The 24,853-nt window shown below is 66.3% G+C and carries 28 protein-coding genes; 14 read left to right on the top strand and 14 right to left on the bottom strand.

All coding sequences use genetic code 11. The features are described from left to right. Positions 1 to 95 precede the first annotated feature (95 nt). Positions 96 to 746: a GntR family transcriptional regulator gene (locus QNM97_RS19875; protein WP_283823257.1), complete on the top strand. Its 651-nt coding sequence runs from the start codon at positions 96 to 98 to the stop codon at positions 744 to 746. Then, positions 743 to 2,026, top strand: a complete 1,284-nt coding sequence (locus QNM97_RS19870) for an MFS transporter (protein WP_283819986.1) — start codon at positions 743 to 745, stop codon at positions 2,024 to 2,026. Before QNM97_RS19875 ends, QNM97_RS19870 begins: the two co-directional genes overlap by 4 nt. Here QNM97_RS19870 and QNM97_RS19865 read toward each other — a convergent pair. From QNM97_RS19865 to QNM97_RS19845, 5 genes are all read right to left on the bottom strand, one after another. Next, positions 1,996 to 2,451 (bottom strand): MarR family winged helix-turn-helix transcriptional regulator, encoded by a 456-nt coding sequence (locus QNM97_RS19865; RefSeq protein ID WP_208794049.1) that lies wholly within the window; start codon positions 2,449 to 2,451, stop codon positions 1,996 to 1,998. The two genes, QNM97_RS19870 and QNM97_RS19865, sit on opposite strands and share 31 nt — an antisense overlap. Further along, positions 2,444 to 3,892 (bottom strand): MFS transporter, encoded by a 1,449-nt coding sequence (locus tag QNM97_RS19860; RefSeq protein ID WP_283819985.1) that lies wholly within the window; start codon positions 3,890 to 3,892, stop codon positions 2,444 to 2,446. The genes QNM97_RS19865 and QNM97_RS19860 overlap by 8 nt, the downstream gene beginning before the upstream one ends. Positions 3,893 to 3,980: 88 nt before the next feature. Then, positions 3,981 to 5,000 carry a UDP-glucose 4-epimerase GalE gene (gene galE, locus QNM97_RS19855; RefSeq protein WP_283819984.1) on the bottom strand — a complete coding sequence of 340 codons (1,020 nt, stop codon included), beginning with the start codon at positions 4,998 to 5,000 and terminating at the stop codon, positions 3,981 to 3,983. A gap of 75 nt (positions 5,001 to 5,075) precedes the next feature. Then, positions 5,076 to 5,972: a pyridoxamine 5'-phosphate oxidase family protein gene (locus QNM97_RS19850; RefSeq protein ID WP_283819983.1), complete on the bottom strand. Its 897-nt coding sequence runs from the start codon at positions 5,970 to 5,972 to the stop codon at positions 5,076 to 5,078. Further along, positions 5,972 to 6,448, bottom strand: a complete 477-nt coding sequence (locus tag QNM97_RS19845; protein ID WP_283819982.1) for a VOC family protein — start codon at positions 6,446 to 6,448, stop codon at positions 5,972 to 5,974. The genes QNM97_RS19850 and QNM97_RS19845 overlap by 1 nt, the downstream gene beginning before the upstream one ends. A gap of 125 nt (positions 6,449 to 6,573) precedes the next feature. On the opposite strand from QNM97_RS19845, the gene QNM97_RS19840 reads away from it, so the two are divergent. Continuing rightward, entirely contained in the window at positions 6,574 to 7,128 is a 555-nt protein-coding gene (locus QNM97_RS19840; RefSeq protein ID WP_283819981.1) for a CGNR zinc finger domain-containing protein, read from the top strand. A gap of 50 nt (positions 7,129 to 7,178) precedes the next feature. Here the strand turns inward: QNM97_RS19840 and QNM97_RS19835 are convergent, their stop codons facing one another. Further along, complete coding sequence (locus QNM97_RS19835; RefSeq protein WP_283819980.1) at positions 7,179 to 7,721, bottom strand: hypothetical protein; 543 nt, start codon at positions 7,719 to 7,721, stop codon at positions 7,179 to 7,181. A gap of 157 nt (positions 7,722 to 7,878) precedes the next feature. On the opposite strand from QNM97_RS19835, the gene QNM97_RS19830 reads away from it, so the two are divergent. After that, positions 7,879 to 8,769, top strand: a complete 891-nt coding sequence (locus QNM97_RS19830) for an alpha/beta hydrolase (RefSeq protein WP_283819979.1) — start codon at positions 7,879 to 7,881, stop codon at positions 8,767 to 8,769. Here the strand turns inward: QNM97_RS19830 and rfbB are convergent. Continuing rightward, on the bottom strand, positions 8,759 to 9,763 hold the full coding sequence (gene rfbB, locus QNM97_RS19825) for a dTDP-glucose 4,6-dehydratase (RefSeq protein WP_283819978.1): 1,005 nt from the start codon (positions 9,761 to 9,763) through the stop codon (positions 8,759 to 8,761). The two genes, QNM97_RS19830 and rfbB, sit on opposite strands and share 11 nt — an antisense overlap. Before the next feature lie 137 nt (positions 9,764 to 9,900). On the opposite strand from rfbB, the gene rfbA reads away from it, so the two are divergent. Continuing rightward, positions 9,901 to 10,779, top strand: coding sequence for a glucose-1-phosphate thymidylyltransferase RfbA (gene rfbA / locus QNM97_RS19820; RefSeq protein WP_283819977.1), 879 nt, complete (start codon positions 9,901 to 9,903; stop codon positions 10,777 to 10,779). Continuing rightward, on the top strand, positions 10,776 to 11,396 hold the full coding sequence (locus QNM97_RS19815; protein ID WP_283819976.1) for a dTDP-4-dehydrorhamnose 3,5-epimerase family protein: 621 nt from the start codon (positions 10,776 to 10,778) through the stop codon (positions 11,394 to 11,396). The genes rfbA and QNM97_RS19815 overlap by 4 nt, the downstream gene beginning before the upstream one ends. 16 nt (positions 11,397 to 11,412) lie before the next feature. Here the strand turns inward: QNM97_RS19815 and QNM97_RS19810 are convergent, their stop codons facing one another. Further along, complete coding sequence (locus tag QNM97_RS19810) at positions 11,413 to 12,765, bottom strand: M1 family metallopeptidase (RefSeq protein ID WP_283819975.1); 1,353 nt, start codon at positions 12,763 to 12,765, stop codon at positions 11,413 to 11,415. Positions 12,766 to 13,060: 295 nt separating this feature from the next. Here QNM97_RS19810 and QNM97_RS19805 point away from each other — a divergent pair, with 295 nt between their 5' ends. Together QNM97_RS19805 and QNM97_RS19800 are read left to right on the top strand one after the other, a co-directional pair. Next, positions 13,061 to 13,489 carry a DoxX family protein gene (locus QNM97_RS19805; protein ID WP_283819974.1) on the top strand — a complete coding sequence of 143 codons (429 nt, stop codon included), beginning with the start codon at positions 13,061 to 13,063 and terminating at the stop codon, positions 13,487 to 13,489. A gap of 82 nt (positions 13,490 to 13,571) precedes the next feature. After that, the gene (locus tag QNM97_RS19800) at positions 13,572 to 14,273 is read left to right on the top strand and encodes a hypothetical protein (RefSeq protein ID WP_283819973.1); all 702 of its coding nucleotides are present in this window, start codon (positions 13,572 to 13,574) and stop codon (positions 14,271 to 14,273) included. Positions 14,274 to 14,282: 9 nt separating this feature from the next. On the opposite strand, the gene QNM97_RS19795 is transcribed toward QNM97_RS19800, so the two are convergent. Beyond that, a complete protein-coding gene (locus tag QNM97_RS19795) occupies positions 14,283 to 14,858 on the bottom strand; it encodes a hypothetical protein (protein ID WP_208794074.1) in 576 nt (191 codons plus the stop codon). A 94-nt stretch (positions 14,859 to 14,952) separates the two neighbouring features. On the opposite strand from QNM97_RS19795, the gene QNM97_RS19790 reads away from it, so the two are divergent. Then, entirely contained in the window at positions 14,953 to 15,486 is a 534-nt protein-coding gene (locus QNM97_RS19790; protein WP_283819972.1) for a DUF5709 domain-containing protein, read from the top strand. Positions 15,487 to 15,497: 11 nt separating this feature from the next. On the opposite strand, the gene QNM97_RS19785 is transcribed toward QNM97_RS19790, so the two are convergent. Next, positions 15,498 to 16,223, bottom strand: coding sequence for a Clp protease N-terminal domain-containing protein (locus tag QNM97_RS19785; protein ID WP_283819971.1), 726 nt, complete (start codon positions 16,221 to 16,223; stop codon positions 15,498 to 15,500). Positions 16,224 to 16,399: 176 nt separating this feature from the next. On the opposite strand from QNM97_RS19785, the gene egtB reads away from it, so the two are divergent. After that, the gene (gene egtB, locus QNM97_RS19780) at positions 16,400 to 17,671 is read left to right on the top strand and encodes an ergothioneine biosynthesis protein EgtB (protein ID WP_283819970.1); all 1,272 of its coding nucleotides are present in this window, start codon (positions 16,400 to 16,402) and stop codon (positions 17,669 to 17,671) included. Beyond that, entirely contained in the window at positions 17,668 to 18,636 is a 969-nt protein-coding gene (egtD, locus tag QNM97_RS19775) for an L-histidine N(alpha)-methyltransferase (protein WP_283819969.1), read from the top strand. Before egtB ends, egtD begins: the two co-directional genes overlap by 4 nt. Here egtD and QNM97_RS19770 read toward each other — a convergent pair. Next, on the bottom strand, positions 18,617 to 19,717 hold the full coding sequence (locus QNM97_RS19770; protein WP_283819968.1) for an LLM class flavin-dependent oxidoreductase: 1,101 nt from the start codon (positions 19,715 to 19,717) through the stop codon (positions 18,617 to 18,619). The genes egtD and QNM97_RS19770 overlap by 20 nt on opposite strands. Positions 19,718 to 19,820: 103 nt before the next feature. Here QNM97_RS19770 and QNM97_RS19765 point away from each other — a divergent pair, with 103 nt between their 5' ends. After that, on the top strand, positions 19,821 to 20,204 hold the full coding sequence (locus tag QNM97_RS19765; protein WP_283819967.1) for an SHOCT domain-containing protein: 384 nt from the start codon (positions 19,821 to 19,823) through the stop codon (positions 20,202 to 20,204). Positions 20,205 to 20,291: 87 nt separating this feature from the next. On the opposite strand, the gene QNM97_RS19760 is transcribed toward QNM97_RS19765, so the two are convergent. Continuing rightward, a complete protein-coding gene (locus QNM97_RS19760; protein WP_208794085.1) occupies positions 20,292 to 21,089 on the bottom strand; it encodes an HAD-IIA family hydrolase in 798 nt (265 codons plus the stop codon). An 88-nt stretch (positions 21,090 to 21,177) separates the two neighbouring features. Here QNM97_RS19760 and QNM97_RS19755 point away from each other — a divergent pair, with 88 nt between their 5' ends. Then, complete coding sequence (locus QNM97_RS19755; protein ID WP_283819966.1) at positions 21,178 to 21,537, top strand: VOC family protein; 360 nt, start codon at positions 21,178 to 21,180, stop codon at positions 21,535 to 21,537. Between the two features lie 26 nt (positions 21,538 to 21,563). Here QNM97_RS19755 and thiD read toward each other — a convergent pair whose 3' ends face one another. Together thiD and thiC are read right to left on the bottom strand one after the other, a co-directional pair. After that, on the bottom strand, positions 21,564 to 22,436 hold the full coding sequence (gene thiD, locus QNM97_RS19750; RefSeq protein ID WP_283819965.1) for a bifunctional hydroxymethylpyrimidine kinase/phosphomethylpyrimidine kinase: 873 nt from the start codon (positions 22,434 to 22,436) through the stop codon (positions 21,564 to 21,566). Further along, positions 22,433 to 24,124 (bottom strand): phosphomethylpyrimidine synthase ThiC, encoded by a 1,692-nt coding sequence (gene thiC / locus QNM97_RS19745; protein WP_283819964.1) that lies wholly within the window; start codon positions 24,122 to 24,124, stop codon positions 22,433 to 22,435. The genes thiD and thiC overlap by 4 nt, the downstream gene beginning before the upstream one ends. A gap of 353 nt (positions 24,125 to 24,477) precedes the next feature. Here thiC and QNM97_RS19740 point away from each other — a divergent pair, with 353 nt between their 5' ends. Continuing rightward, positions 24,478 to 24,825 carry a GNAT family N-acetyltransferase gene (locus QNM97_RS19740; protein WP_208795986.1) on the top strand — a complete coding sequence of 116 codons (348 nt, stop codon included), beginning with the start codon at positions 24,478 to 24,480 and terminating at the stop codon, positions 24,823 to 24,825. Positions 24,826 to 24,853 lie beyond the last annotated feature (28 nt).

Genomic DNA, 24,853 nt, shown 5'->3' with positions numbered 1-24,853 from the left:
ATCACTCCCCGGTCACAGTGGTCCGGGTGTGGTGATCCAGGCAACAAACCGGTGGTGGCTCCCGTTGGCCGACGGTTAGCATGCAACTTGTGTCTATGTTGTATTCGTCTGCTGCCTCGGCCTCCGATCGGGTGTACGACGAGGTCAAGGAACTGATCCTGACCAACGAGATCTCCGGCGGAGAGCTGATCAGTGAAGGCGAGGTCGCCCAGCGCTGCGAGGTCAGTCGTACCCCGGTCCGCGAGGCCTTCCTGCGACTGCAGGCCGAGGGGTGGATGCGGCTCTATCCCAAACGTGGGGCCCTCGTTGTTCCGGTCACCGACCGCGATGTCCGCGACGTCGTCGACGCACGCCAACTCCTCGAGGGCCATGCGGTGCGCGCGGTCGTCGCCGCCGATGCGGCGACGACGCGACTCGTCGAGTCGCTGCGCCGCAATCTCGAGGAGCATCGGCTCGTCGAGCACGACGACATCGCCCGGTTCTCGCGGGTTGACGCCGAATTCCACCAGCACATCGTGGCCGCCGGCGACAACGCGCTGCTCGCCGGCTTCTTCACCGGCCTCGGCGAGCGTCATCGCCGGATGACCACCACGAGCGTGCGCCGCGACCCGGCGATCGCGCAGAGCATCCTCGCCGATCACGCCGAACTCCTCGTTCTCATCGAACGCCGCGACGCCGACGGCTTCGAGGCCGCGCTGCGCCGTCACCTCAGTGACGTCCACGACCTGCCGGGAGACCTGCGATGACCCTGACGACCGCATCGACCGCCGCGCCCGAGGGCATCGCGCGCCGCGCCACCTGGCCGGCCGTCGCTCTCGCGGTGTTCGCCTCCGCATGGGGCGGAAACGAATTCACGCCCCTGCTGGTGATGTATCGGCAAAGTGGCGAGTTCTCGGCTGTCGCCGTGGATGCGCTGCTGTTCCTCTATGTCCTCGGCATCGTGCCCGCGTTGCTCATCGGCGGACCGCTCTCGGATCGACTCGGTCGCCGACCCCTGATGTTGCCGGCGCCGATCTTCGCCGCGCTCGGCTCGCTGCTCCTGGCGTTCGGCGCCCATTCGATCGTGCTGCTGTCGGTGGGGCGGGTGTTCAGCGGTGTGGCGCTGGGTCTGTCGATGGCGGTCGGCGGCAGCTGGATCACCGAGCTCAGTGTCCGCGCCGGTGACCGTCCGGCCGCGGGCGCTCGACGTGGTGCGATGAGCCTGACCGCGGGCTTCGGCGTCGGCGCGGGTGTCGCCGGGGCGCTGGCCCAATGGGCGCCGTGGCCGCACGTGCTGGCCTATGCGGTGAACATCTCGATCGCCGCCATCGCCGTGCTGTTGATCCTGCGTGTCCCCGAAACCCGTGAGCGGCAACAGAATCCGGGCCGGCTCGTCGACGATCTGAAGATCCCGTCGGCCGGGCACCGACGATTTCTGCTCGTCGTGTTACCGGTGGCGCCGTGGGTGTTCGGTGCGTGCGCCACGGCGTATGCGGTGATCCCGGCGTTGATGTCGGTGCGCACGTCCGGCGCGCCGATCGCCTTCGCCGCGCTGTGCTGTGTGCTCGGGCTGGCCGCCGGTTTCGGCATCCAATCGGTGGGGCGACGCATCGACGACCCCGACGGTGTCCGCGGGGTCGTGAGCGCCCTGGTGGTGCTCGCGATCGGAATGGGCTTGGCGGCGTTGGCCGCTCACGTGCTGACGATTTGGCTGTCCCTGGTCGCCGCGACCGTGCTGGGCTGTGGATACGGCATGGCGATGATCGCGGGGCTGTTAGAGGTCCAGAGGATATCCGGTCCCGAGGATCTGGCGGGTCTGAGCGCGGTGTTCTACGGCGTCACCTATCTGGGGTTCGCGGTCCCGGCCGTGTTGGCCTGGCTCTCACAGACATTCGGCGCCCTGACCTATCCGGAGATGTTCCTGTTCGGTGTGGGTGCGGCACTGGTGTGCCTGGCGATCGTGGGGGTCGGGCACCGGATGTATCGCCCCGACCTCGACGATCGTGCGGCAGGCGCTCAGGCGGGCGCGGCGGGTTCGACTCCCTGACCCAACGCCGCACTCAGGCGGCGGAGTTGGTCGGCGTCGAGTGAACGCAGTTGTGGCGGAGCCGGATCGGGGACGGCGGCCACGACGTCGAGCACCGCGCGCCCGGCATCGGTCAGATGCACGTACTTGCACCGTCGATCCTGCTCGGTGACCTTGCGGACGACGTAGCCCGCCGACTCGAGATCGGAGACCGCCACCGAGACCGCGGGCGGATCCATGGTGGCCGCGCGGGCGAGCTCCTTGAGCGGCGTCGGTCCCTGCGCCACTCGTCGGAGCACGCGGATTCGACTGAACGGCAAGCCGGTTGCCGCGACCACGTCACGCCGCCACGGGTCGCGGGAGTCGAAGACGAGGGTGATCATCGCCTGCCAGACGTCGTCGACGAGGCTGTCGATCGTCGACGTGTCGGTGTCGTGCTCAGACATCGGCGGTCTCCGGTTCGATGAGGCGTGCCGAGACGTCGGCGGCGGTGTTCTGTCCCCAGCGCGTCGTCGACACCAGGCCCAGGACGAGGATGATCGCGCTGAAGATGACCACCAGAATCCACATCGGGTGCATGTCGGCGGTGAACTCCGGCCCGATCCCGGATGCGGCGACGCCGGTGATGCTGCCGGCCAATGCCACACCAATGCTCACGCCGACCTGTCGGCTGGTGGAGGCGACCGCCGACGCGGCGCCGGCACGATGGCGCGGCATCCCGCTGACCGCGGAGTTGGTGATCGGCGCGTTGATCGCACCGAAGCCGATCCCGAAGACGGCGAAGATGATCCCGATCGTCACCAGCGAGGTGTCGCGCTCGATGGTCGTCATCAGCGCGGAACTGATCAGCATCGCGATGCCGGCCAGCACCAGCGACGGTCGGGTGCCGAAGCGCCCGACGGCACGTCCGGACAGTGGCGAGAGGATCAACACCGCCACCGCGGGCGGCAGCAACATGGCGCCGGTCTGGATGGCCGACAGACCGCGCACGTCCTGCAGGTACAGGGACATCAGGAACAGGAACGCACCCCAACTCGCGAATGCGCAGACCGCGATCAGCGTGGCCGAGGAGAACGGCACACTTCGGAAGAACCGCAGGTCGATGAAGGGGTCGACGTGGTGCCGTTCGGCGATCAGGAATCCGACGAAAGCGAGTGCGGCAACGACGAATACGGCGATGGTCGCCGGAGAGCCCCAGCCCTGGACCGGGCCCTCGATCAATCCGTAGACCACCGCGGCCAGGGTGATCACCGCGAGCACCTGCCCGATCGGGTCGAGGGTCCGCATGACCGGCGAGCGTGACTCGGGCACGAAGATCGCGGTCAGCACGATCGCTGCGGCGCAGATCGGCAGGTTCACCCAGAAGACCGCGCGCCAGTCGATGAGATCGATGAGCACGCCGCCGATCATCGGGCCGAGCGCCATCGAGATGCCGACCACCGCACCCCACATGCCGATGGCCCGAGCGCGTTCCTTGGGCTCGACGAAGACCTGGGTGATGATCGACATCGCGACCGGGTTGAGCATGGAGCCGCCGATGGCCTGCAGGGCGCGGGCGGCGACGAGCACCGCCACCGAGGGCGCAAGACTGCAGGCCAGTGAGCCGATCGCGAAGATCGTCAGCCCGATCTGGAACATGCGTTTGCGTCCGTAGCGGTCGGCCGTCGCACCGGAGAGCATCAGCAGGGCGGCGAGGACCAGCGTGTAGATGTCGATAACCCATTGCAGTGATGACACCGACGCATGCAATTCGGTGCGGATTGACGGGAGCGCGACGTTCACGATCGTCGCGTCCATCGAAACGATCAGCAGGCTCATGCAACACGTCGCCAGAATGATCATCTTGTGACGCGGGGTCAGCTCCGCCGCGGAGATGCTTGTGGACATACAAAGATTGTAGAACTACAAGTATCTCCGAGGCGAGCGTCTCATTCCGGACATCGGCCCCGTCGGGTCGACGCCGGGGAACTCGCGATCAGGCGTCGGGATAGCCGTTCGGGTTGTTCGACTGCCACCGCCAGGTGTCGGTGCACATGTCGTCGATCGTCTTCGTCGCATACCAGCGCAGATCGGCGTTGGCGCGCGACGGGTCGGCGTAGGAGGCGGCGATGTCACCGGGGCGTCGCGGGGCGATCTCGTACGGGATCTCCCGGCCGCTGGCCCGCTCGAAGGCCTTGATCACCTCGAGAACCGAAATGCCTTGTCCCGTACCGAGATTCCACACCGACATCGGCTCGTCGTGGCTGCCGACGCGCTCGAGTGCCGCGACGTGACCGGCCGCGAGATCGTCGACGTGGATGTAGTCGCGCACACCCGTGCCGTCGGGGGTGGGGTAGTCGTCACCGAACACCGACAGTTTCTCGCGCCGCCCGACGGCGACCTGCGCGACGAAGGGCATGAGGTTGTTGGGGATGCCGGAGGGGTCCTCGCCGATCTGCCCGCTCGGATGCGCGCCGACGGGGTTGAAGTAGCGCAGTGCCGCGATCCGCCACGACTCGTCGGACGCGGCGACGTCGCGCAGGACCTGTTCGATCATCACCTTGGTCCACCCGTACGGGTTGGTGGCCGAGGTCGGGGAGTCCTCGGTCATCGGCAGCACCGGCTCGGCGCCGTACACCGTCGCCGACGACGAGAACACCAGCGTGTGAACGTCGTGGCGGCGCATGGCGCGTAGCAGCGAGAACGTCGAATCGAGGTTGTTCTGGTAATAGTCGAGCGGTTTGGCGACCGACTCGCCGACCGCCTTGAACCCCGCGAAATGGATGACCGCGTCGATCTGCTCACCGGCGAAGAGATGTTCGGTCTTGTCGTAGTCGGTCAGGTTGAACGCATGAACCGGCAGGTGGACCCCGGTGAGCGCCTCGAGCCGGCCGATCACCGTCGGTTTGGCGTTGGAGAAGTCGTCGACGATCACCACATCGTGGCCGGCCTCGACGAGTTTGATCACCGTGTGGGAGCCGATGTAGCCGGCACCGCCGCTGACGAGTACGCGCATGAGCACCACGGTAGAAGGTCGGGCTGGGAAGTGCTCGTGCGGCCGGTGTGTGCCGGATGTGTTGCACCGGCTCGGTCAGTGGTCGCTCGCGACCGCGATCGAGGCCGGGGAGTATTCGACCGGACCGTATCGCCACGGCAGCACCCCGGAGCGGTGCACGACGTGGCCGACGGTGATCTCGACGGTCCGTTCTTCCGGCGTCGCGTACCGCACCGTGGCGCGACCGGTGATCTGCAGCAACGCACCCGTATCGAAGTCGGGGACGGTCAGGCCGGCCCGGTCGTCGAGCTCCAGGTTGCCCAGGCTGTTGAACATGGCGTTGCCGGGATGATCGGCGAAGCCGATGACGGTTCGGTCGGGGCCGCACTGCAGGAAGCCGGGCATCCCGCCGCGATGCGAGCAGTCCGCCCCGAAGCCGGGTGCGATGGTCGCGAGGACGGCGGTGTCGGCGCGATGCAGTAGCTCGATATCGGCCTCCGTCAGGTGCGCGGTGTCGGTACGTGTTGTCGGCACGACGGGGTCGGTGCCGACCGCCGGCCGGTGTGGTCGACTCTGAATGTATTTGGGGCAGTTGGCATAGCACTGGTCGACGTCGATGCGAATGCCGTCGGCGTCGGGGTGGACGGTGCCGTTGATGCGCGCCCGTCGGCGCCGGGTGAGGTCGATGGCCAGTAGTCCGACCTCCGATCCCGCGTCGAGGTCGTGCAGGGGATCGTCGGCGGCCGGATGCGGCAGGTGCAGGGTGGTGTCGTCGACGACCTCGATCAGACCGGCGTCTCCGACGAGTGTCGACACCCAGATGCGGTGCGCCGCATCGATACCGCTCAGATGAATCCACGGCTGGTCGGCGAGGAAGCCGATCAGCGGTGTCGGCATGCTCGATCGGATGGTGCGTGCCATGCGCGCGCCGGCCTCGGCCAGGCCGGCGCTGCGCTGGGCGGCCAGTTCACCGGCGTGGAAGCCGGTGGCCATCAGAAGAATCCGCAGCTGGGGGTGCCGTCGTCGCGGGTCGGGTGAGTCTGCGCGCCCTCGGCGGTGCAGATCTCGATCCGGATGCCGTCGGGGTCGGTGAAGAAGATCCCGCCGGAGGTCATGCCGGGCATGTGCGCGAGGATCTCGTCGTAGATCAACGGTACGTCCCGCGAACGCAGGAATTCCTGTGCGGCTTCGACATCGGCGATCGTTGGCACGTTGAACGCCAGATGGTGCAGGCCGGCCATGGCCGTCGGGAACTCGTCGGCGCTCTGCTGCCACAGCGTCAGGACCAACTCGGCGCCGCGTCCGAGGAAAGCGAACTCCTGTCCGGGATCGTCACTCCGCCCCAGCACGTCGAAACCGAAGACGCCCGTGTAGAAATCGACCGATCTGGCCAGGTCGGTGACGTTGAGCGCGACGTGTCCGGTCGCGGCCACCTGCAGTGGTGAGGTCTCGGATGTGGGTACGGACATGATGCCTCCTGGCTGGTCACCGGCGGGATGCTGCCGGTGTAACTGTCTAAATGACGTTAGGAGGTTATCGATCGTGGCGCAAGGGGGTGTGCGCACAGGTGCCGACCCGCCTTTACCCTGGGATCATGACCTCGCAGGCCGATCCGCGCCCGCTCCTCGGCGAGCCGCTCCCGCTGGATCTTCTCGACACCCATTGGATCGAGGGTGGCCGCCTGCAGGATCTACTGAAAACCGTTGACGGCGTCGAGATCTGGTTACGATCAGCGATCCTCGACGAGCGACACCGGCCGGAGCGGGCCGACGCAGCATTGCGGGTGGCGCTGTGCACGACGCGTGAGGCGATCGCCTCGGTGGCCCAGCGGCCCACCGAGGAACAATCCCGTTCGGCGCTCAATGACGTTCTGGCCCATGGGCATCGCGAGCTGTCACTCGGAGCCGACGGGGTGCACGACGAACTCGTCGTCGACGATCCGGCGTGGGCGGTGCCGTGGCTCGCCGCCGAAGGCTATCTCGACCTCCTGGCGCGGGTTCCCGACCGGATTCGACAATGTCAGCACCCGCAGTGTGTGCTCTGGTACCTCGATACCAGCCGTTCGGGGACGCGGCGGTGGTGTTCGATGGCGATCTGCGGCAACCGCACCAAGGCCCGGCGGCACCAGCGGTCGCGGCCACGGAGCTGAGTTGCCCGGTTCTCGGTTCTCGGTTCTCGGCTGGCGGCCGCGCCGAGCACTCAGCTCGGGCAGGTGTTGCTGGCGAGCGCGCCACCCCCGGTGAGCGGTCCGACGGGGCCGATTGTGAAGGAAAGGCACTGCGAGAGGCCAGTTCCCGGCAGTATCGTCATACGCGAGGGATTCACCCCGAAGATGAAGCTCGAATGTGCCAGCACGGAGGGATGGCCAAGGGTCGGGTACATCGCGAAGGTGGCGGGTAGTGCTGCGCCGACGAATCCGTATCGGCGGCTGCCCGGCGTGCCTTGCGCGGGGGTGTGTAGTTTGCGCAGCACGGTGTAGTAGGTGGGCGGGTTGACGGAGGAGTGCTCCTCGATGACCCCGGCGTATTCGTAGACCTGTACCCCGACGGCGAACATCGCCTGGTAGGAAAGATCGCCGAGTTGGTCCACCCGGTGGATTCCCACGCCCGCCGTCGAGGGGGTGGCGTCGGCGACGGGTGCGAACGTAGCGGCCGTGCTGCCCACAATGCCCAGTGTGATCAGCGCTGTCGCGATGCGACGGCGCTGACCGGTGAGACGATGACCGACCGGACGTGTTCTCATGACTGCTTCTCCGAAGTCTGTCGAGGTGGACGCTGTGATCTCGATGTCGGGCCCGGTCCGGGCGACGTTAGCCGATCGGGCGAGTCGACACCATATCGTTACCGGCAGATCGGCCGGGATTTGATAGACCTGGAAGGCGAGTGATGGGGGAGTCACGATGCGACGAGATGTCGAGTTCGATTCACACGGGGTGATATGCCGTGCCTGGTTCTACCGACCGGACGATCCGGCCGGTGATCCACCGGTTATCGTGATGGCGCACGGGTTGGGTGCGGTGCGTCGCATGCGCCTCGACGCCTTTGCCGAGCGCTTCACTGCCGCGGGATATGCGTGCCTGGTGTTCGATTATCGGCACTTCGGCGACAGTGACGGTACTCCGCGAGGGCTGCTCTCGATCCGTCGGCAACTGGCCGACTGGACTGCCGCGTTGGCCTATGCGCGTACTTTGTCGGGCGTCGATACCGCACGTATCGTGCTGTGGGGCACGTCATTCGGAGGTGGTCACGTCTTGGTGGCCGGTGCGCGGCATTCGGAAGTGGCCGCGGTGGTCGCTCAATGTCCGTTCACCAGTGGCCCGGCCTCGACACTGGCGCTGGATCGCCGCGGTGCGCTCAAGGTGACGATGCGCGGACTGGCCGATCTCGCGTCGGCGGCACTGCGCCGTCCACCGGTGCGCGTGGGATTGGCCGGTTCCGGACACGAGGCGGCGTTGATGAGCGCACCGGATGCACAACCGGGCTATCTGGGTTTGATCCCGCCCGACCTCGAATTCACCAACTCCGTTGCTGCGCGGATCGGCCTGGCCATACCGCTCTATGTGCCCGCCCGCAGTGTCTCTCGGCTGCGGGTGCCTACTCTGATCTGTGCGTGCGACGCCGACAGTGTCGCGCCGGTCGGCCCCACCATCGCTGCGGCTCAGGGTAATCCGATGGTGACTCTGCGTCGCTATCCCGATGGTCACTTCGACATCTACGTAGGTGGTGCGTTCGAACGAGTGGTCGCCGACCAGATCGAATTCCTCAGCGCAACTGTGCCGGTCAGCCGATGACCTGCTCGGTCTCGGCATACCGTGCCTCTGCCGACGACTTGGCATCGCTCCACCATCCGGGATGCGCGCGATACCAGTCGATCGTTGCTGCCACTCCGGATCGGAAGTCCACATACTTTGGCCGCCAACCCAATTCGGTGCGCAGCCGCGTGGAGTCGATCGCATAGCGGCGGTCGTGGCCGGGCCGATCGGTGACGAAGTCGAACGCGTCGCGCGGTTGCTCGAGCAACTCCAGGATCGTCTCGACGACGGTGCGATTGTCAACCTCACCGTCGGCGCCGATGAGGTAGGTCTCACCGATGCGGCCGGCGTCGATGATGGTCCACACGGCGTCGTTGTGGTCATCGACGTGGATCCAGTCGCGCACGTTGCGTCCGTCGCCGTAGAGGCGGGGCCGCACCCCGGACAAGACGTTGGTGATCTGGCGCGGGATGAACTTCTCGACGTGCTGATACGGCCCGTAGTTGTTGGAGCAGTTCGACAGCGTCGCGGCCACGCCGAACGAGCGGACCCAGGCACGAACGAGCAGGTCGCTGCCGGCCTTGGTGGAACTGTAGGGGCTCGACGGGTTGTAAGGGGTCTGCTCGGTGAAGCGTGCCGGGTCGTCGAGTTCGAGGTCCCCGTAGACCTCGTCGGTACTGATGTGGTGGTAGCGCACCCGGTGTCGGCGGACCGCTTCGAGCAGGGTGTAGGTGCCCACCAGGTTGGTCTGGACGAAGGCCGACGGATCGGCCAGAGAGTTGTCGTTGTGTGATTCGGCGGCAAAATGCACAACGAGGTCGGAATCGGCGACCAGCCGGTCGACCAGTGCGGCGTCGGCGATGTCGCCCTCGACGAGTTCGACGGAGTCGGCGACCGGATCGAGGGTGGTGGGGTTGGCCGCATAGGTCAGCTTGTCCAGTACCCGGATTCGTGCGTCCGGGCGATTCTCGACGGTGCGCAGCACGAAGTTCGCGCCGATGAATCCGGCGCCCCCGGTGACCAGGATGCGCATGTCGGTCGAGCCCTTCGTGGTGTCCGGACAGCTGCGGACGAGTGTTGTGGCCGCCCCGGTCCAACGGGACGCCTCAGGAGATGGCCGTGTCGAGGATACCGAGAGTAGTCCGGCTTCGGCCCGCTACCCTGGCACCCATGCGCGGGATCATCCTGGCCGGGGGCACCGGTAGTCGCCTCCACCCCATTACTCAGGGGGTCAGTAAACAGCTGGTGCCCGTGTATGACAAGCCCATGATTTACTACCCGCTGTCCACGCTGATGCTCGCCGGCATTCGGGAGATCCTCGTCATCACCACGCCCACCGACGTCGACGCCTTCCGTGGGCTGCTCGGCGACGGCAGTCAATTCGGCGTCGAGCTGAGCTACGTGACGCAGCCCTCGCCCGACGGGCTCGCGCAGGCATTCACCCTCGGCGCCGAGCACATCGGCGGCGATTCGGTGGCCCTTGTGCTCGGCGACAACATCTTCTACGGCCCCGGACTCGGTTCGCAGTTGCAGGGATTCGGCGACGTCGACGGTGGGGCGATTTTCGCCTACTGGGTCGCCGAGCCGGGTGCCTACGGTGTGGTCGAGTTCAACGAGTCGGGGACGGCGATTTCGTTGGCGGAGAAGCCCGCCGCACCGAAATCCAATTACGCGGTTCCGGGGCTGTACTTCTACGACAACGATGTCGTCGAGATCGCGCGTGGGCTACAGCCCAGTGCGCGTGGGGAATATGAAATCACCGACATCAACGACCACTATCTGCAGCGTGGCAAGCTCAAGGTCACGGTGCTGCCACGCGGCACCGCCTGGCTCGACACCGGCACCTTCGATTCGCTGCTCGATGCGGGCAATTTCGTGCGGACCGTCGAACAACGGCAGGGACTCAAGATCGCGGTGCCCGAGGAGATCGCCTGGCGTCGTGGATATCTCGACGACGATCAGCTCGCGGCCCGGGCCGAGCAACTGCGCAAGTCGGGTTACGGCGATTATCTGCTCGAGATCCTCGCCCGTGGAAAGGGGTTCGCGTGAAGGTCCGAGAGCTCTCGATTGCCGGTGCCTGGGAGCTGACCCCGGTACTGCACGGGGATGCGCGCGGGGTGTTCACCGAGGCGTTCAAGGCCGACGTCCTCGCCGAGACCATCGGGCACCGCTTCGACCTCGCGCAGGTGAACCTGTCGGTGTCGGCGGCCGGGGTGTTGCGCGGCGTGCACTTCGCCGACGTCCCGCCCGGACAGGCCAAATATGTCACCTGCGCCACCGGAGCGATTCTCGACGTGATCGTCGACATCCGAGTCGGCTCACCGACATTCGGTACCCACGACACCGTCCTACTCGACGACGTCGACCGCCGCGCGGTGTATCTGTCGGAGGGGTTGGGCCATGCCTTCTGCGCGCTCGCCGACAACTCCACCGTCACCTACCTGTGCTCGACGGGCTACAACCCGGGTGCCGAACACGGGATCAACCCGATGGATCCCGAACTCGGGATCGATTGGCCGACGCTCGCCCGCGACGGCAGTCCACTGGTCTACGAACTGTCCACGAAGGACACCGCGGCCCCGGGTTTGGACGCCGCACGGGCGTCCGGTCTGCTGCCGCGGTTCGACGACGTCGAGGACTATGTGCGCGCGCTGCGCGAGAAGTGATCTCACGCAACGGCGTTCAGGGTGTCGGGTAGGCCGGAAGCTCGGGGGTGAACAGCCACTGTTGCCACAGGTCCTGCAACGGGGCCGAGGAGAAATTGGCCGCGAGGGCGATGAAGTCCTCGGTGGTCACCGAGCCGTACCGGTATTTGTCGGTCCAGCGGTGTAGCAGGGCGAAGAAGTTGCCGTCACCGATGGTCAGTCGCAGAGCGTGCAGCGTGATGGCTCCGCGCTTGTAGACCCAGTCGTCGAACATCTTTCGCGGTCCGGGGTCGGCGAGTGCGACCCGCACCGGACTCGCGGCGAGCTTGGCGTAGTAGTGCCGGGCCCACTCGTCGGCACTGCGGCCTCCCGAGCGCTGGCTCCACAACCACTCGGCGTAGCAGGCGAATCCCTCGTGCAGCCAGATGTCGCGCCACCGCGCCAGCGTCACCGAGTTGCCGAACCACTGATGCGCGAGTTCGTGGGCGACGAGTCGCTCCGAGCGCGACGTGCCGTCGCAATGGTTGGCGCCGAAGGTCGAAAAGCTCTGCGCCTCAATGGGGATCTCGAGCGGATCGTCGGTGACGACCACGGTGTACCGCGGAAACGGATACGGGCCGAACATCTCGACGAACGCCTCGACCATCTCCACCTGGCGGCCGAAGTCGATGTCGAGATTGCGGGTCAGTCGCGGCGGGAGCACCGCGTCGACCGGAATCGGCTTGGTGGCCAACGACACCTTCTTGTAGGGCCCGACCTGGATGGACGCCAGATACGTCGACATCGGCTCGACCTGTTGATAGACCCAGGTGGTCTGGGCCGCGCGTACGCGTTTGGATTCCAGGACGCCGTTGGCCAGGGCGTAATACGGGCTGTCGGCGGTGATCGCGATCCGGTACGTGGCCTTGGCGAGCGGATGGTCGTCGCAGGGGAACCACGACGCCGCACCGTTGGGTTGGTTGGCGCACAACGCACCCTCGGTCAGTTCTTCCCAGCCGACCTCACCCCAGGCGCCGCGGATCGGCCGCGGTGAGCCGTGATAGCGCACCACGATCGTCATCGCGCCGCCCGGCGGAATCGGCGCGGCCGGGGTGATCGAGAGTTTCTTGTTGCGGTGCGAATAGCGCACCCGCTTGTTGTCGACGGTGACGCGCGAGACGCTCAGCGTTCCGGCGAGATCGAGGGTGAAGCGCTGGAGGGCGACGTAGGACGTCGCGGTGAGCGTCGCGGTGCCCTCGAGTCGGTTACTGGCGACCTTGTACTCGAGTTCCAGGTCGTATCGGGAGATGCGGTAGCCGAGGTTCCCGTTGTCGGGGAGGTACGGGTCCAGTTCGTCGGCGGGTGATCCGAGGAGGGGCTGTCGCGATGCCTTGACCGACTTTCCCCGCACTCAACATCTCCCTCGTCCTCGGTGGCGTGTCACATGGTCGGTCCGGTTCTCCGGGCACGCGGGCGTCGCGGGTCGGTCACGGGCTGATTGCGATGGACTCGACCGGGTGACGATCGCGTGTCGGGCCACCTATTCGAGCACCGACCGTGCGGAAACTCAGAGTACCCGTCGAGGGGTCGGTGGGCATCGCATGCCGGTGTGCCGCAATTGTAAGCGGACCATGGTCCGTATATCTTGGGTTCGGTCAGAGCAACGCCCCGCCACGACTTGGCGGATCGAGAAACGGAAGTGGCACATGAACGGTCTTCGCGGCATCGCACTCCTGGCAGCCCGGGTGATCCTGGGCTATGTCTTCATCATGCACGGCTGGCAGAAGCTCCATACCAATGGAATCGACGCCACCACGGCGTTCTTCAAGTCGGTGAACGTTCCCTGGCCGGAGTTCTCGGCGTACTACGCGGCGTGGGTCGAGCTCGTCGGCGGAATCCTGCTCATTCTCGGGCTGCTGCTGCCGCTGGTCTCGATCCTGCTGATCATCGACATGATCGGCGCAATCGCCACAGTGCACTGGGATCACGGATTCTGGAGCAACGACGGCGGCTACGAATTCCCGCTCGCGCTCATCGCGGCACTGCTGGCCGTGGGATTCGCCAACGCCGGAAACTTCGCGGCGGACAGCTACGTCTTCCGGCGTCGTCGGGGTGGGCGCGCGGTCGAGGTCTGACCACCGCCATCGAGTGAGTGTAATGTCCGGTTGGTCCGATCGGACGATGGTCACGGCGTTCCTGGCGACCTAGCGTCGACGGATGCACCCGGACACACCGGAACCCGAGTCGGGCAGACGATTTCCGCTGGCCTACTCCGCGGTGCCGCCGCCCCCGCCGCCACCTCGACTCGCTCCACCGCCGCCACCACCACCACCACAATTCGCGCCGCCGCCGGCTCTGCCGATGTCCGGGTTCGTCGGAGCGCAGTGGCCGGTTCCGGAGGCGCCCCGTGCGGTGCCCATGCCATGGCAGGTCGTTGTTTTCGGGGTGTATCAGTTGGTGATGACGGTGTTCGCCGTCGTGGGCGGGATCGTCGGGGTGGGGCTCAACGCAGGCGGATTCGAGCGCACCACAACCTACGAGGTGCGCGACACCGGGGAACTGGTGATCTCCGACAACAATGCCGAGGTCGTGGGTGTGATCGTTGCCGGGCTCGCCACCGTCTACGCGCTGGCTTGTCTGACCGCAGCGATCCGCTACCTGCGCGGGAAGCGCGGGGCGCGACGTTTCTTCATCGTGATCTGGGTGATTCCGTCGGTCTTCACGATTCTCGCCGTCGTGCTCGCTGTCACGCCGGAACCTGCTGCGCTGAGCCCGTGGCATGTGTTGTTGACGGCGGGCTCGATGATTCTCGTCATCGTTCTGCCCGGTTATTTCCTGTTCAACGCCCGGACCCGCGAGTACTTCAGCCCGCACGCCGTCTTCATCCGCGAATCACTGCGCCGCTCGGGGCGGCGATGACGAACCGCCTCAGGCCACCAACCCGTCGATCGTCGTGCAGGTGAACGGCGGGTCGTCGGCGGCGAGTCGTGACCGCAGATCGCCGAGGTCGGCGAGGACGTCGTCGGCGTGGCGCAAACCCACCCCGTCGATGGTTCCCGGCGTGACCAGGGCTTCGGGGTCGAGGTCGTGGCGATGGGCCAACGCGGCGCCGAGGAGCCGATGGGCCTGGTCGCGGTCGACGTCCCAGAGGGCGTCGGCGGTCAGCAGATACAGGCGAACCGCGGGCGGGTAGTCGTCGAGGTGTACCAGCGCCCACGCCCAGTGCTTGGCGACGTCGACGGTGTCGCACTCGCCGCGCCCATGCGTGCGCACGTATTTGCCGTGCAACTCGCGGCACAGCGGCGTCGCGTCGGCCCACAGGCCCAGGTGCGACATGCAGCGCACCGAGTCGTGGAGGTTGGACAGATACATCGGCGAGTACGGTCCCTCACGTCGCGACCGGATCTCGCGCAGCACCGAGAACTCGGCCAGCGCGTGTCCGTATTCACCCGCGGAGAGCAAGGACCGGGCTTCGTCCTGCATTTCCTCGATCACAGTCGTCATTGTCGCCGAATCCGGGCACAAAAGTGATCTGTTTCACAAAGACGTAACCGCTCCGAGCCTCGGTGCGGGGCCGAAGGACCTCGTTCGGCCGGGCATGCTGGCCCGCGGTCGCGCGGCCTGGCATCGTGAAAGTGTGAGCGGTTACGAGAACGACAGCACCCCCGAAGGCTCGGACGGCGAGTACAGCCTCGACCCCGACGATCAGCTGCAACCCGAGGACACGCTCGATGATCGTGGCGTCGACGACGTCCTCGACGAGGGCTTCTCCCCGCCCGACTACGCGCCCAAGGGTGCCGTGCACGGGCTGACCGCGCAGGAGATGCGCGAGGGGGAGACGCTGGACGAGAAGCTCTCCGAGGAGGAGCCCGACGTCGGGGCGAGTGATCCGCTCGACGACATCGCCGCCGATGAGCGACGCGACTGGCGGTCGCACGAATCCGACGCCGACGACGAGTTCGTCGATGATGCCGATCAGGTGGGCGGGCGTCGCGCCGGTCGATTGCTGGCGCCCGACGCCGGCGACTACCGCGACGACGAGGCCGAGGCCGTCGCCACCGACTGCGGGATCGACGGGGCGGGCGCCAGCGCCGAAGAGGCTGCGGTGCACGTCGTCGGCGACGAGGACTGACGTCTCGATCGCTAGGTCTTCAGCTGTGAGAGTTGTTCTTCGACAGCCGACTTGGTTGCCTCGGCATCGGCGCCCGCTGCGCGCAGGCGTGCGCCCGCGGCCTGATCGGTGAACAGTGCCAGCAGCAGGTGCTCGGTGCCGACGTAGTTGTGCCCGAGTTCCAGCGCCGTCCGAACCGTCTGTTCGAGAACCGCTTTGGCCGCGTCGTCGTAGGGCAGGACGGTGTCGGCATCGCGATTCGCGGTGGGATCGGTGTCCACCGGCGCGGTGGTATCGGTCAAGACCGTCGGGTCGACGCCCTGTGCGGTGAGTACCAGTGTGGCCAGTGACGACGAGTCGGAGGCCAGTCCGTGGGCCAGGTGGGTCGAGCCGACGGTGCGTGCGCCGGTGGCAACCGCGTGATTGTGCGCCGACGAGATGACGTTGCGTGCTCGTGGGGTGAAGCGGCTGAACGGACTCGGTTCGTCGGACGCCGGGTTGCGGCCGACAAACCGTTTCTGCGCAGCCTGTTTCGTCACACCCATACTGGCGCCGATCTGCGTCCACGACGCGCCGGAGCGGCGGGCCTGATCGACGAAGTGTCCGATGAGGCTGTCGCCGACGTCGCCGAGGTGGGCGGCGGCGGTCATGGCGTCGGTGAGTTGTTCGAGCGGATCGTCGTGGACCTTGTGGATCCCGCTGATCAGGTCGTCGAGGCGGACTCCGGTCACTTGGGTGGGTGTGGGATTGTCGCTCATGCGTCAACTCTAGGTTGACGACCCTTGCTGCGTCAACCATGAGTTGACGCCGACGAACGGAGTGGACGAACGGTGGATGCGCGCATTGTCCTCGTTGACAGTCGGCGCAGTCGTGGGAACGATGGAGTGGGCGGGGTCGATGAACCCCGCGTCCGCACGCCACGGGAGGACCTCCAGTGAGCATCACCGAACGCATCTCCGTACCCACCGATCAGTCGCCGGCGCAACGCTTTCGAGAAGTCCGGGAGCTCACCGACCTACTGGCCGACCGGTTGTCGCCCGAAGACCAGACCCCGCAGTCGATGACCGAGGCCAGCCCCGCCAAATGGCATCGGGCCCACGTCACATGGTTTTTCGAGGAGTTCATCCTCCGTCGTGATCCCGGCTACGTGGTGTACGACGAGACCTACCGCTATCTGTTCAACAGCTACTACGAAACCGTCGGCGAGCGTCATCCCCGACCGGATCGGGGTCTGGTCACGCGCCCGGGCGTCGACGACATCACGCATTACCGCAACTACGTGGACGCGGCGATGGAAAGTGCCCTGACGCGTGGCGCCCTCGACGACGCCGCACTCGATCTTGTCGAACTGGGCTGCAATCACGAACAGCAACACCAGGAGTTGCTGCTCATGGACATCAAGCATCTGTTCTCGACGATTCCGCTCACCCCCGGCCCGATCTACGTCGACCGCGAACTCGATGTGCCGAGCCTGCCCGGCCCGATGACATGGCGTTCGGTCACCGGTGGCGTCACCGAGGTCGGTGCCGATCCGGGAGCCGGATTCTCCTACGACAACGAGGGACCGCGGCATCGAGTCTTCTTGGAGGACTTCGAGATCGCCGAGCGCCCGGTCACCAACGCCGACTGGCTGGAGTTCATCGCCGACGGCGGTTATCGGCGCCACGAGCTGTGGTTGTCCGACGGATGGGCGCACCTGCGGCAGACCGGTTGGCAGGCGCCCGGCTACTGGCACCGCGACGACGACGGACAGTGGACGACGTACACGCTTTCGGGACGGCGACCGCTCGATCCCGGTGAACCGGTGCTGCATGTGAGCTTCTACGAGGCAGATGCCTACGCCCGGTGGGCCGGAGCCCGTCTGCCCACCGAATTCGAATGGGAGACCGCCGCATCCACGCTCGGTGCCCAGCGTGCAGAGTTGTTGGACCCGGATCGTTGTCACCCCCGATCGGTCGCCGGATCCGATGAGGCGGCGATGATCGGCAATGTGTGGGAATGGACCTCGAGTGCCTATCTTCCGTATCCGGGATTCGTCCCGGCGAACGGGGCGGTCGGCGAATACAACGGAAAGTTCATGAGCGATCAACATGTTCTGCGCGGCGCGGCCGCCATCACGCCCCGCGGTCACGAGCGCGTGACGTACCGCAATTTCTTCCCGGCGCCGTCGCGGTGGGTGTTCGCCGGACTGAGGCTCGCCCGGTGACCGTCGAGACACTGCCACCGCTGGCCGCCGACGCTCTCGCCGGATTGTGGTCCACCCCGCCGGTGTTGCCGACGAAATGGCTCTACGACGAGCGCGGCAGCAGGCTGTTCGACGAGATCACCCGACTACCCGAGTACTACCCGACCAGACGTGAGACCGCGATCCTGCGTGATCACGCCGACGACATCGTCGATGCCACGGACGCGGCGATGATGGTCGAATTCGGTTCGGGCACATCGACCAAGACCCGGCTGCTCCTCGACGCGTTCACCCGCGCGGGTCAGCGGATCGGCCATCGCCCGACCGGACGATTCGTCTACGTGCCCGTCGACGTCAGTGCCGAGATGCTCACCGAATCCGCAGGCATCCTCGCCGACGACTATCCGGGCATCGACATCCGGCCGGTGGAAGCCGATTTCACCGATACCGGGCTGGTCCTGCCGTCGTGCGATGGGTCGCGGTTGGCGGTGTTCCTCGGCGGGACGATCGGCAACTTCGACGACGATGGGCGCCGCGCCTTCTTCTCCGGCCTTGCCATCACCCTCGCCCCCGGCGACTACTTCCTCCTCGGCGCCGACCTCATCAAGGACACCGGTCGGCTCGTCGCCGCCTACAACGACAAGGCCGGGGTGACAGCGGATTTCAATCGCAACATGATCGAGGTCCTGCGCACCGGGCTCGACGCCGTCGGGCTGTACGCCGACGACTTCGACCACATCGCCCGGTGGAATCCCGAGCGCCGCCGCATCGAGATGTGGTTGCGGGCGCGGCGGGAGATCGACGCCTACTTCGGTGACCTGCAACGTCGTTGGCGCTTACCGGCCGGTGCCGAGATCCGGACGGAGATCAGCACCAAATTCGATCTGCCGGTGTTGCACGGCGAACTCGCCGAGGCGGGACTGGCGCCCGTCACGAGCTGGACAGACCCGATGGGAGATTTCTCCCTCACCCTCGCTCGTCGGTGACCGCGTCGCCCAGGATCTCACGGACCCGCGGGATGACCTGTGTGCCATAGAGTTCGACGCTGCGCATCATGGCGCGATGCGGCAGTGTGCCGTGGGAGTACTTGAGGTCGAAGCGATCGAGCCCCAAGGCCCGCACGGTGTGGGCGATCTTGTGCGCCACGGTCTCCGGTGAACCGACGTAGAGCGAACCGCCGGGTCCGGTCGACCGGTCGAACTCGATGCGCGTCGGGGCGGGCCAACCGCGTTCGGCGCCGATCCGCGCCACGTATGCGCGGTAGTGCGGCCACAGTTCGTCGCGGGCCTGCTCGTCGGTGTCGGCGACGTGGCCGGGTGAGTGCACGCCCACCGGGAGGTCGGTCGGTTTGTCGAACTGAGCCAACGCCCGTCGATACAGGTCGGCGTACGGGGCGAACCGTAGGGGATCGCCGCCGATGATGGCGAGCATCAGCGGTAGGCCGTACCGCGCGGCGCGCACCACCGACTCCGGGCTGCCGCCGACCGCGATCCACGTCGGTAGCGGGGGAGTCTCGAGCGGTGGGTGGACGATCTGAGCGGTCAGCGGTGCGCGGGTGGCCCCCGACCAGGTGACTGGCCGGCCGGTTCGCAAGTGGGCGAACAGATCCAGCTTGTCGGAGAACAGTTCCTCGTACTGTTCGAGGTCGAAGCCGAACAACGGGAACGACTCGGTGAACGATCCGCGGCCCAGGATGACCTCCGCACGACCCGACGACAGCGCGTCGAGCGTGGAGAAGCGCTCGAATACGCGGATCGGGTCGTCGGAACTGAGGACGGTGACCGCCGTCCCGAGCCGGATCCGGGTGGTGCGTGCGGCGATCGCCCCGAGTACCACCTCCGGCGCGGAGACGGCGTAGTCGTCGCGGTGATGTTCACCCACGCCGAGGAAGTCGACGCCGACCTCGTCGGCGAGAACCGCTTGATCGAGCAGGTCGCGGATCGACTGGGCCGCCGAGTTCGGTGCGCCTACCTCGTCGACCGTCACATCGCCGAAGGTGTCGAGCCCGAGTTCTACGTTCACCCCACCGATTGTGCCGAACCGGCGTCCGTTGGGGACGTTGGTCATGAATTGTCCGTCTTGCGGGTGTGATTTCATGTTTTTGTGAGATGCTGATTCCGGTCAGAAAACTGGCCACGCACTCTGATCTCTTAACTAAGGAGCACTCCCGATGTGGGATTCGTTCTGGAACTTCTTGTGGTCGATGGTGATCATCTTCGCGTTCGTCGCGTACTTGATCGTTCTCTGGTACATCATCGCCGACCTGTTCCGTGACCATAAGGCCTCGGGCTGGTCCAAGGCGCTCTGGGTGATCTTCCTGATCATCCTGCCGTATCTGACGGCGCTCGCCTACCTGCTGGTCAAGGGGCAGGGAATGGCCGAGCGTGCCCAGAAAGCCGCAGTCGAATACAAGAAGGAATCCGACGATTACATCAAGACCGTCGCGGGTACTTCTCCGGCACAACAGATCGCCGATGCGAAATCGCTTCTCGATTCCGGTGCGATCAACAATGAAGAATTCGAGCACCTGAAGGCGAAGGCGCTCGCGCACTGAGCCCGATCACTACAACGACCGCCCGCTTCGATCGACGAAGTGGGCGGTCGTTTCTTGTGGTGGGGACCGCCGGAGGGTCGTTGCGCGCTACAGACTCTCCGGCTCGGAGACGAACGGATGATCGGTGTGCCCGACGAGGTCGGCGACCGAGGCGATGACGCGTGTGGGCCGGTACGGGTAGAGCTCCACCGACTCCGGCGTCGAGATCCCCGAGAGCACCAGGATCGTCTGCAGGCCCGCCTCGAGTCCGGAGATGACGTCGGTGTCCATCCGGTCACCGATCATCAGGGTGTTCTCCGAGTGGGCGCCCATCCTCCGCAGCGCCGAACGCATCATCAGCGGATTCGGCTTGCCTACGTAATACGGGTCGCGGTTGGTGGCCCGGGTGATGAGCGCGGCGACCGCACCGGTGGCCGGCAGCGAACCCTGGGTGGACGGTCCGGTCGCATCCGGATTGGTCGCGATGAATCGGGCGCCGCGCTCGACGAGCCGGATCGCGGTGGTGATCGCCTCGAACGAATAGGTCCGTGTCTCGCCGAGAACCACGTAGTCGGGGTCGACATCGGTGATGACATAGCCGATTTCGTGCAGGGCGGTGGTCAGGCCGGACTCGCCGACCACATACGCCGTGCCGTTCGGACGCTGGGTGTCGAGGAAGCGGGCCGTCGCCAGAGCCGAGGTCCAGATGGCGTCCTCGGGGATGTCGAGGCCGGTCCGCAGCAGGCGCGCACGCAGATCGCGTGGCGTCCGGATCGAGTTGTTGGTGAGCACGGTGAAAGGAATCCCGTTGTCGCGTAACTCCGTAATCAGTGCGTCGGCGCCGGGGATCAGGTGCTCCTCGCGGATGAGCACGCCGTCCATGTCCATGAGGTAGTTCCAACTCATGGTGCCAACGCTACGGGGTCGTGTCCGGCCGTGGCGACCCCTGTTGCGGCGGATCGTTTCGTCGAGCAGCCCACCTATGATGAGCACCATGAAACTCTCGCGCGCGGTACCGATCCTGACGGTCGACGATCTCGATGCCGCGGTGCGGACCTACCGCTCGGTGCTCGGGCTCGACGTGCTGATGAACCTCGGGTGGATCGCCACACTGGGCAATGCCGCGGCCGCCGGTGGCGGCACCGCCCAGTTCAGTGTGATGACCCGTGACGCCACCGCGCCGGTGAACCCGGTTGCCTCACTGGAGGTTTCCGACGTCGACCAGGCCTACGCCGATGCGCTAGCCCAAGGCGTCGAGATCGTGCACCCGCTGTCCGACGAGGAGTGGGGTGTGCGCCGGTTCTTCTTCGCCGACGCCGACGGCAATGTCGTCAACGTGCTGTCGCACGCATGATCACCGCGTGGGTGCTTGCGGACTGATCACCGCGCTGGTGCTTGCGGACTGATCTCGACCCGCCAGAGCGGGTTCACCGGACCGTGACCGGCGCCGAGGGGGTAGGCGGCCTCGAGTCCGCGCGTCACCCACTGTTTGGCGAAGGCCACCGCCTCGGGCACCGAATGGTCGTGGGCGAGCGCCGAAGCGGTGGCCGCGGCCAGCGTGTCACCGGCCCCGTGGTCGTGGCCGGTGTCGACGCGGGCGTGCGTGAACTCGTGGAACTCCGCGCCGTCGAACAGCAGATCGGGGCTCTGATCGCTCGACCGGAGATGCCCGCCCTTCACCAGGGCCCACTGCGGCCCCAGATCGTGCAGTGCCCGCGCGGCATCGCGCTGGGTCGGCTCGTCGACCACCTCGATGCCAGTGATCAGCCGTACTTCGTCGAGGTTCGGGGTGACGATGGTGGCCAGCGGAAAGAGTGTGGTGCGCAACGTGTCCAGGGCTTCGGTGGCCAGCAGCGGATCGCCGTGCATCGACGCACACACCGGGTCGAGAACGAATGGGATGTCGGTGTCGCGGCCGATGCCGGCATCGGCGCATGCCTGCGCGACGGCGGCGATGATCGGTGCCGAGGCGAGCATCCCGGACTTGGCCGCATCCACGCCGATGTCGGAGACCACCGATTCGATCTGCGCGGCCACCACATCCGGAGTGATTTCCTGAAAACCGCTGACGCCCAGCGAGTTCTGCACGGTCACCGCGGTCACCGCGACGCATCCGTGCAGGCCCAACAGGGCGAAGGTGCGCAGGTCGGCCTGGATGCCCGCGCCACCACCGGAATCCGACCCGGCAATCGTCAGCACCCGCACGGGTGTCGATCCCGGTGCGGCGGTGGGCAACAGGGGTACGTCGGTCACGCAGAACTCCCGGCGTCGATCGGCAGGTAGATCCGGCCACCCGCATCGGCGAACTCGGCCGACTTGGCCGCCATCTCCTCGGCGATCTTGCGGTCGATGTCCTCGGCGGTCACCAGATTGTTCTCTTCGGCATAGGCGCGGACGTCGGCGGAGATGCGCATCGAGCAGAACTTGGGACCGCACATCGAGCAGAAGTGGGCGGTCTTGGCCGGCTCGGCGGGCAGCGTTTCGTCGTGATACTCGCGGGCGGTGTCCGGGTCGAGGGCGAGGTTGAACTGGTCGTTCCACCGGAACTCGAAGCGCGCCTTGGACAATGCGTCGTCGCGTTCCTGTGCGCGAGGATGTCCCTTGGCGAGGTCGGCGGAGTGTGCGGCGATCTTGTAGGTGATCACGCCGACCTTGACGTCGTCACGATCGGGCAGCCCCAGATGCTCCTTGGGTGTCACGTAGCACAGCATCGCGGTGCCGGCCTGCGCGATCATCGCGGCGCCGATCGCCGAGGTGATGTGGTCGTACGCGGGTGCGATGTCGGTGGCCAGGGGTCCCAGGGTGTAGAACGGTGCCTCGGAGCAGAGCTCCTCCTCGAGGCGCACGTTCTCGGCGATCTTGTGCATCGGCACGTGGCCCGGACCCTCGATCATCACCTGCACGCCATGGGATTTTGCCTTCGTGGTGAGCTCGCCGAGGGTACGTAGCTCGGCGAACTGCGCCTCGTCGTTGGCGTCGGCGATGGACCCGGGACGAAGACCGTCGCCGAGGGAGAAGGTGATGTCGTAGCGGGCGAAGATCTCGCACAACTCGTCGAAATGTGTGTAGAGAAACGATTCCTCATGGTGCGCCAGACACCAGGCGGCCATGATCGATCCGCCACGCGAGACGATGCCGGTGACCCGGCGCGCGGTCAGTGGGACATAGCGCAGCAGGACCCCGGCGTGCACGGTCATGTAGTCGACGCCCTGCTCGGCCTGCTCGATCACGGTGTCGCGGTAGATCTCCCAGGTCAGCTTGATGGGGTCGCCCTTGACCTTCTCGAGGGCCTGATAGATGGGTACCGTGCCGACCGGCACGGGCGAATTGCGCAGGATCCACTCGCGGGTCATGTGGATGTCGGAGCCGGTGGAGAGGTCCATGATGGTGTCGGCGCCCCAGCGGGTGGCCCACACCATCTTCTCGACCTCCTCGGCGATCGAGCTGGTGACGGCCGAATTGCCGATGTTGGCATTGACTTTCACGGCGAATGCCTTGCCGATGATCATCGGTTCGGATTCCGGATGACGATGGTTGGCGGGGATCACCGCGCGCCCGGCGGCGACCTCGCGGCGCACCACCTCCACCTCCACGCTCTCGCGCGCAGCGATGAATCGCATCTCCGGTGTCGCCAGACCTGCTCGGGCCCAGGCCAATTGGGTCGCCGCACCGTCGACCGGGGCGGGTCGCTGCCACTGGTCGCGAGTAGGGGCGAGGCCGTTGGCGACGTCGATGCTCTCCCGTGGATCGGTGTAGGGCCCCGACGTGTCGTAGACGTCGAGATACTCGCCGTTGGTGAGGTGGATGCGTCGCTGCGGAATCCATAGTTCGTCGACCTCGAGGTAGTGCTTGGTGCTGCCCTGAATCGGGCCGGTTGTGAGGATGTCGTTGTCGACGGCCCCGGTGGTGGATACCTCGGTGGTGGATACACGTGTGCCCATGAGCGTTCTCCCTACGCCGGCATTACCCGGACAGGTTCGGGCGGTCGGCGACCGCCAGTCGCCCTCTCAGCCCCCGGATCGTGGGAGCCCCCGCGTGGTGAAGTTGTGTGAGCTGTGCGCGACGAAGCGCGCACACGACACCATACCCGGATTCGCCGGTGCCGGAACCCCCGCCGCGTCGTCGACCCGTAACCGGGTGGTCGGAAGGTTGTTTCCGCGAGACGCCTTGCGCCTACGTAACCGTAGGGTAGGGTGTGACCCGGATCACAGAGGTGGGTCCGTCGTCGGAGGGGCGCCGACGACTCGTATTTCGTTGTCGTGTCACCGCGACGTGATGAGGGGTTATGAACACAATGAATCGCAAACACCGGCATCGCCCGCCGCAGTCGGCGCAATCGATTCTGCAGCAGATCTCCCAGGTCGTGCACAATCCGGATCGGGAGCGATTCGAGCTCTGGGTTGCGGGCGATCTCGTCGGCGTCCTCGGCTACTCGATCGAGGAGAGGGACGGTCAGCGCACGGTGACCGTGCTGCACACCGTCCTCTACGACGAGTACACCGGCCACGGGCTCGGCACGCGGCTCACCCGCGGGGCTCTGGCATTCATCCGGGATCAGAACGCCCGCGTACGCCCGGTGTGCACCTTCACCAAACAGTTCCTCGACGGCCATCCCGGGATCGTGCCGATGGCACCGGTCTGAACTGTGTCGATGGCACCGGTCTGAACCG

Origin of the sequence: Gordonia sp. L191, from assembly GCF_030077625.1 — a bacterium.
Taxonomy (GTDB): Bacteria; Actinomycetota; Actinomycetes; order Mycobacteriales; family Mycobacteriaceae; genus Gordonia; species Gordonia polyisoprenivorans_A.
This window is presented reverse-complemented; position numbering and strand designations above follow the sequence as displayed.

Excerpts from the sequence above, each read along its gene's own strand:
- QNM97_RS19875 (WP_283823257.1), top strand. The coding sequence starts at position 96 with ATGTTGTATTCGTCTGCTGCCTCGGCCTCCGATCGGGTGTACGACGAG.
- QNM97_RS19870 (WP_283819986.1), top strand. The coding sequence starts at position 743 with ATGACCCTGACGACCGCATCGACCGCCGCGCCCGAGGGCATCGCGCGC.
- QNM97_RS19865 (WP_208794049.1), bottom strand. The coding sequence starts at position 2,451 with ATGTCTGAGCACGACACCGACACGTCGACGATCGACAGCCTCGTCGAC.
- QNM97_RS19860 (WP_283819985.1), bottom strand. The coding sequence starts at position 3,892 with ATGTCCACAAGCATCTCCGCGGCGGAGCTGACCCCGCGTCACAAGATG.
- galE (WP_283819984.1), bottom strand. The coding sequence starts at position 5,000 with ATGCGCGTACTCGTCAGCGGCGGTGCCGGCTACATCGGCTCCCACACG.
- QNM97_RS19850 (WP_283819983.1), bottom strand. The coding sequence starts at position 5,972 with ATGGCCACCGGCTTCCACGCCGGTGAACTGGCCGCCCAGCGCAGCGCC.
- QNM97_RS19845 (WP_283819982.1), bottom strand. The coding sequence starts at position 6,448 with ATGTCCGTACCCACATCCGAGACCTCACCACTGCAGGTGGCCGCGACC.
- QNM97_RS19840 (WP_283819981.1), top strand. The coding sequence starts at position 6,574 with ATGACCTCGCAGGCCGATCCGCGCCCGCTCCTCGGCGAGCCGCTCCCG.
- QNM97_RS19835 (WP_283819980.1), bottom strand. The coding sequence starts at position 7,721 with ATGAGAACACGTCCGGTCGGTCATCGTCTCACCGGTCAGCGCCGTCGC.
- QNM97_RS19830 (WP_283819979.1), top strand. The coding sequence starts at position 7,879 with ATGCGACGAGATGTCGAGTTCGATTCACACGGGGTGATATGCCGTGCC.
- rfbB (WP_283819978.1), bottom strand. The coding sequence starts at position 9,763 with ATGCGCATCCTGGTCACCGGGGGCGCCGGATTCATCGGCGCGAACTTC.
- rfbA (WP_283819977.1), top strand. The coding sequence starts at position 9,901 with ATGCGCGGGATCATCCTGGCCGGGGGCACCGGTAGTCGCCTCCACCCC.
- QNM97_RS19805 (WP_283819974.1), top strand. The coding sequence starts at position 13,061 with ATGAACGGTCTTCGCGGCATCGCACTCCTGGCAGCCCGGGTGATCCTG.
- QNM97_RS19800 (WP_283819973.1), top strand. The coding sequence starts at position 13,572 with ATGCACCCGGACACACCGGAACCCGAGTCGGGCAGACGATTTCCGCTG.
- QNM97_RS19795 (WP_208794074.1), bottom strand. The coding sequence starts at position 14,858 with ATGACGACTGTGATCGAGGAAATGCAGGACGAAGCCCGGTCCTTGCTC.
- QNM97_RS19790 (WP_283819972.1), top strand. The coding sequence starts at position 14,953 with ATGCTGGCCCGCGGTCGCGCGGCCTGGCATCGTGAAAGTGTGAGCGGT.
- QNM97_RS19785 (WP_283819971.1), bottom strand. The coding sequence starts at position 16,223 with ATGAGCGACAATCCCACACCCACCCAAGTGACCGGAGTCCGCCTCGAC.
- QNM97_RS19770 (WP_283819968.1), bottom strand. The coding sequence starts at position 19,717 with ATGACCAACGTCCCCAACGGACGCCGGTTCGGCACAATCGGTGGGGTG.
- QNM97_RS19765 (WP_283819967.1), top strand. The coding sequence starts at position 19,821 with ATGTGGGATTCGTTCTGGAACTTCTTGTGGTCGATGGTGATCATCTTC.
- QNM97_RS19760 (WP_208794085.1), bottom strand. The coding sequence starts at position 21,089 with ATGAGTTGGAACTACCTCATGGACATGGACGGCGTGCTCATCCGCGAG.
- QNM97_RS19755 (WP_283819966.1), top strand. The coding sequence starts at position 21,178 with ATGAAACTCTCGCGCGCGGTACCGATCCTGACGGTCGACGATCTCGAT.
- thiC (WP_283819964.1), bottom strand. The coding sequence starts at position 24,124 with ATGGGCACACGTGTATCCACCACCGAGGTATCCACCACCGGGGCCGTC.
- QNM97_RS19740 (WP_208795986.1), top strand. The coding sequence starts at position 24,478 with ATGAATCGCAAACACCGGCATCGCCCGCCGCAGTCGGCGCAATCGATT.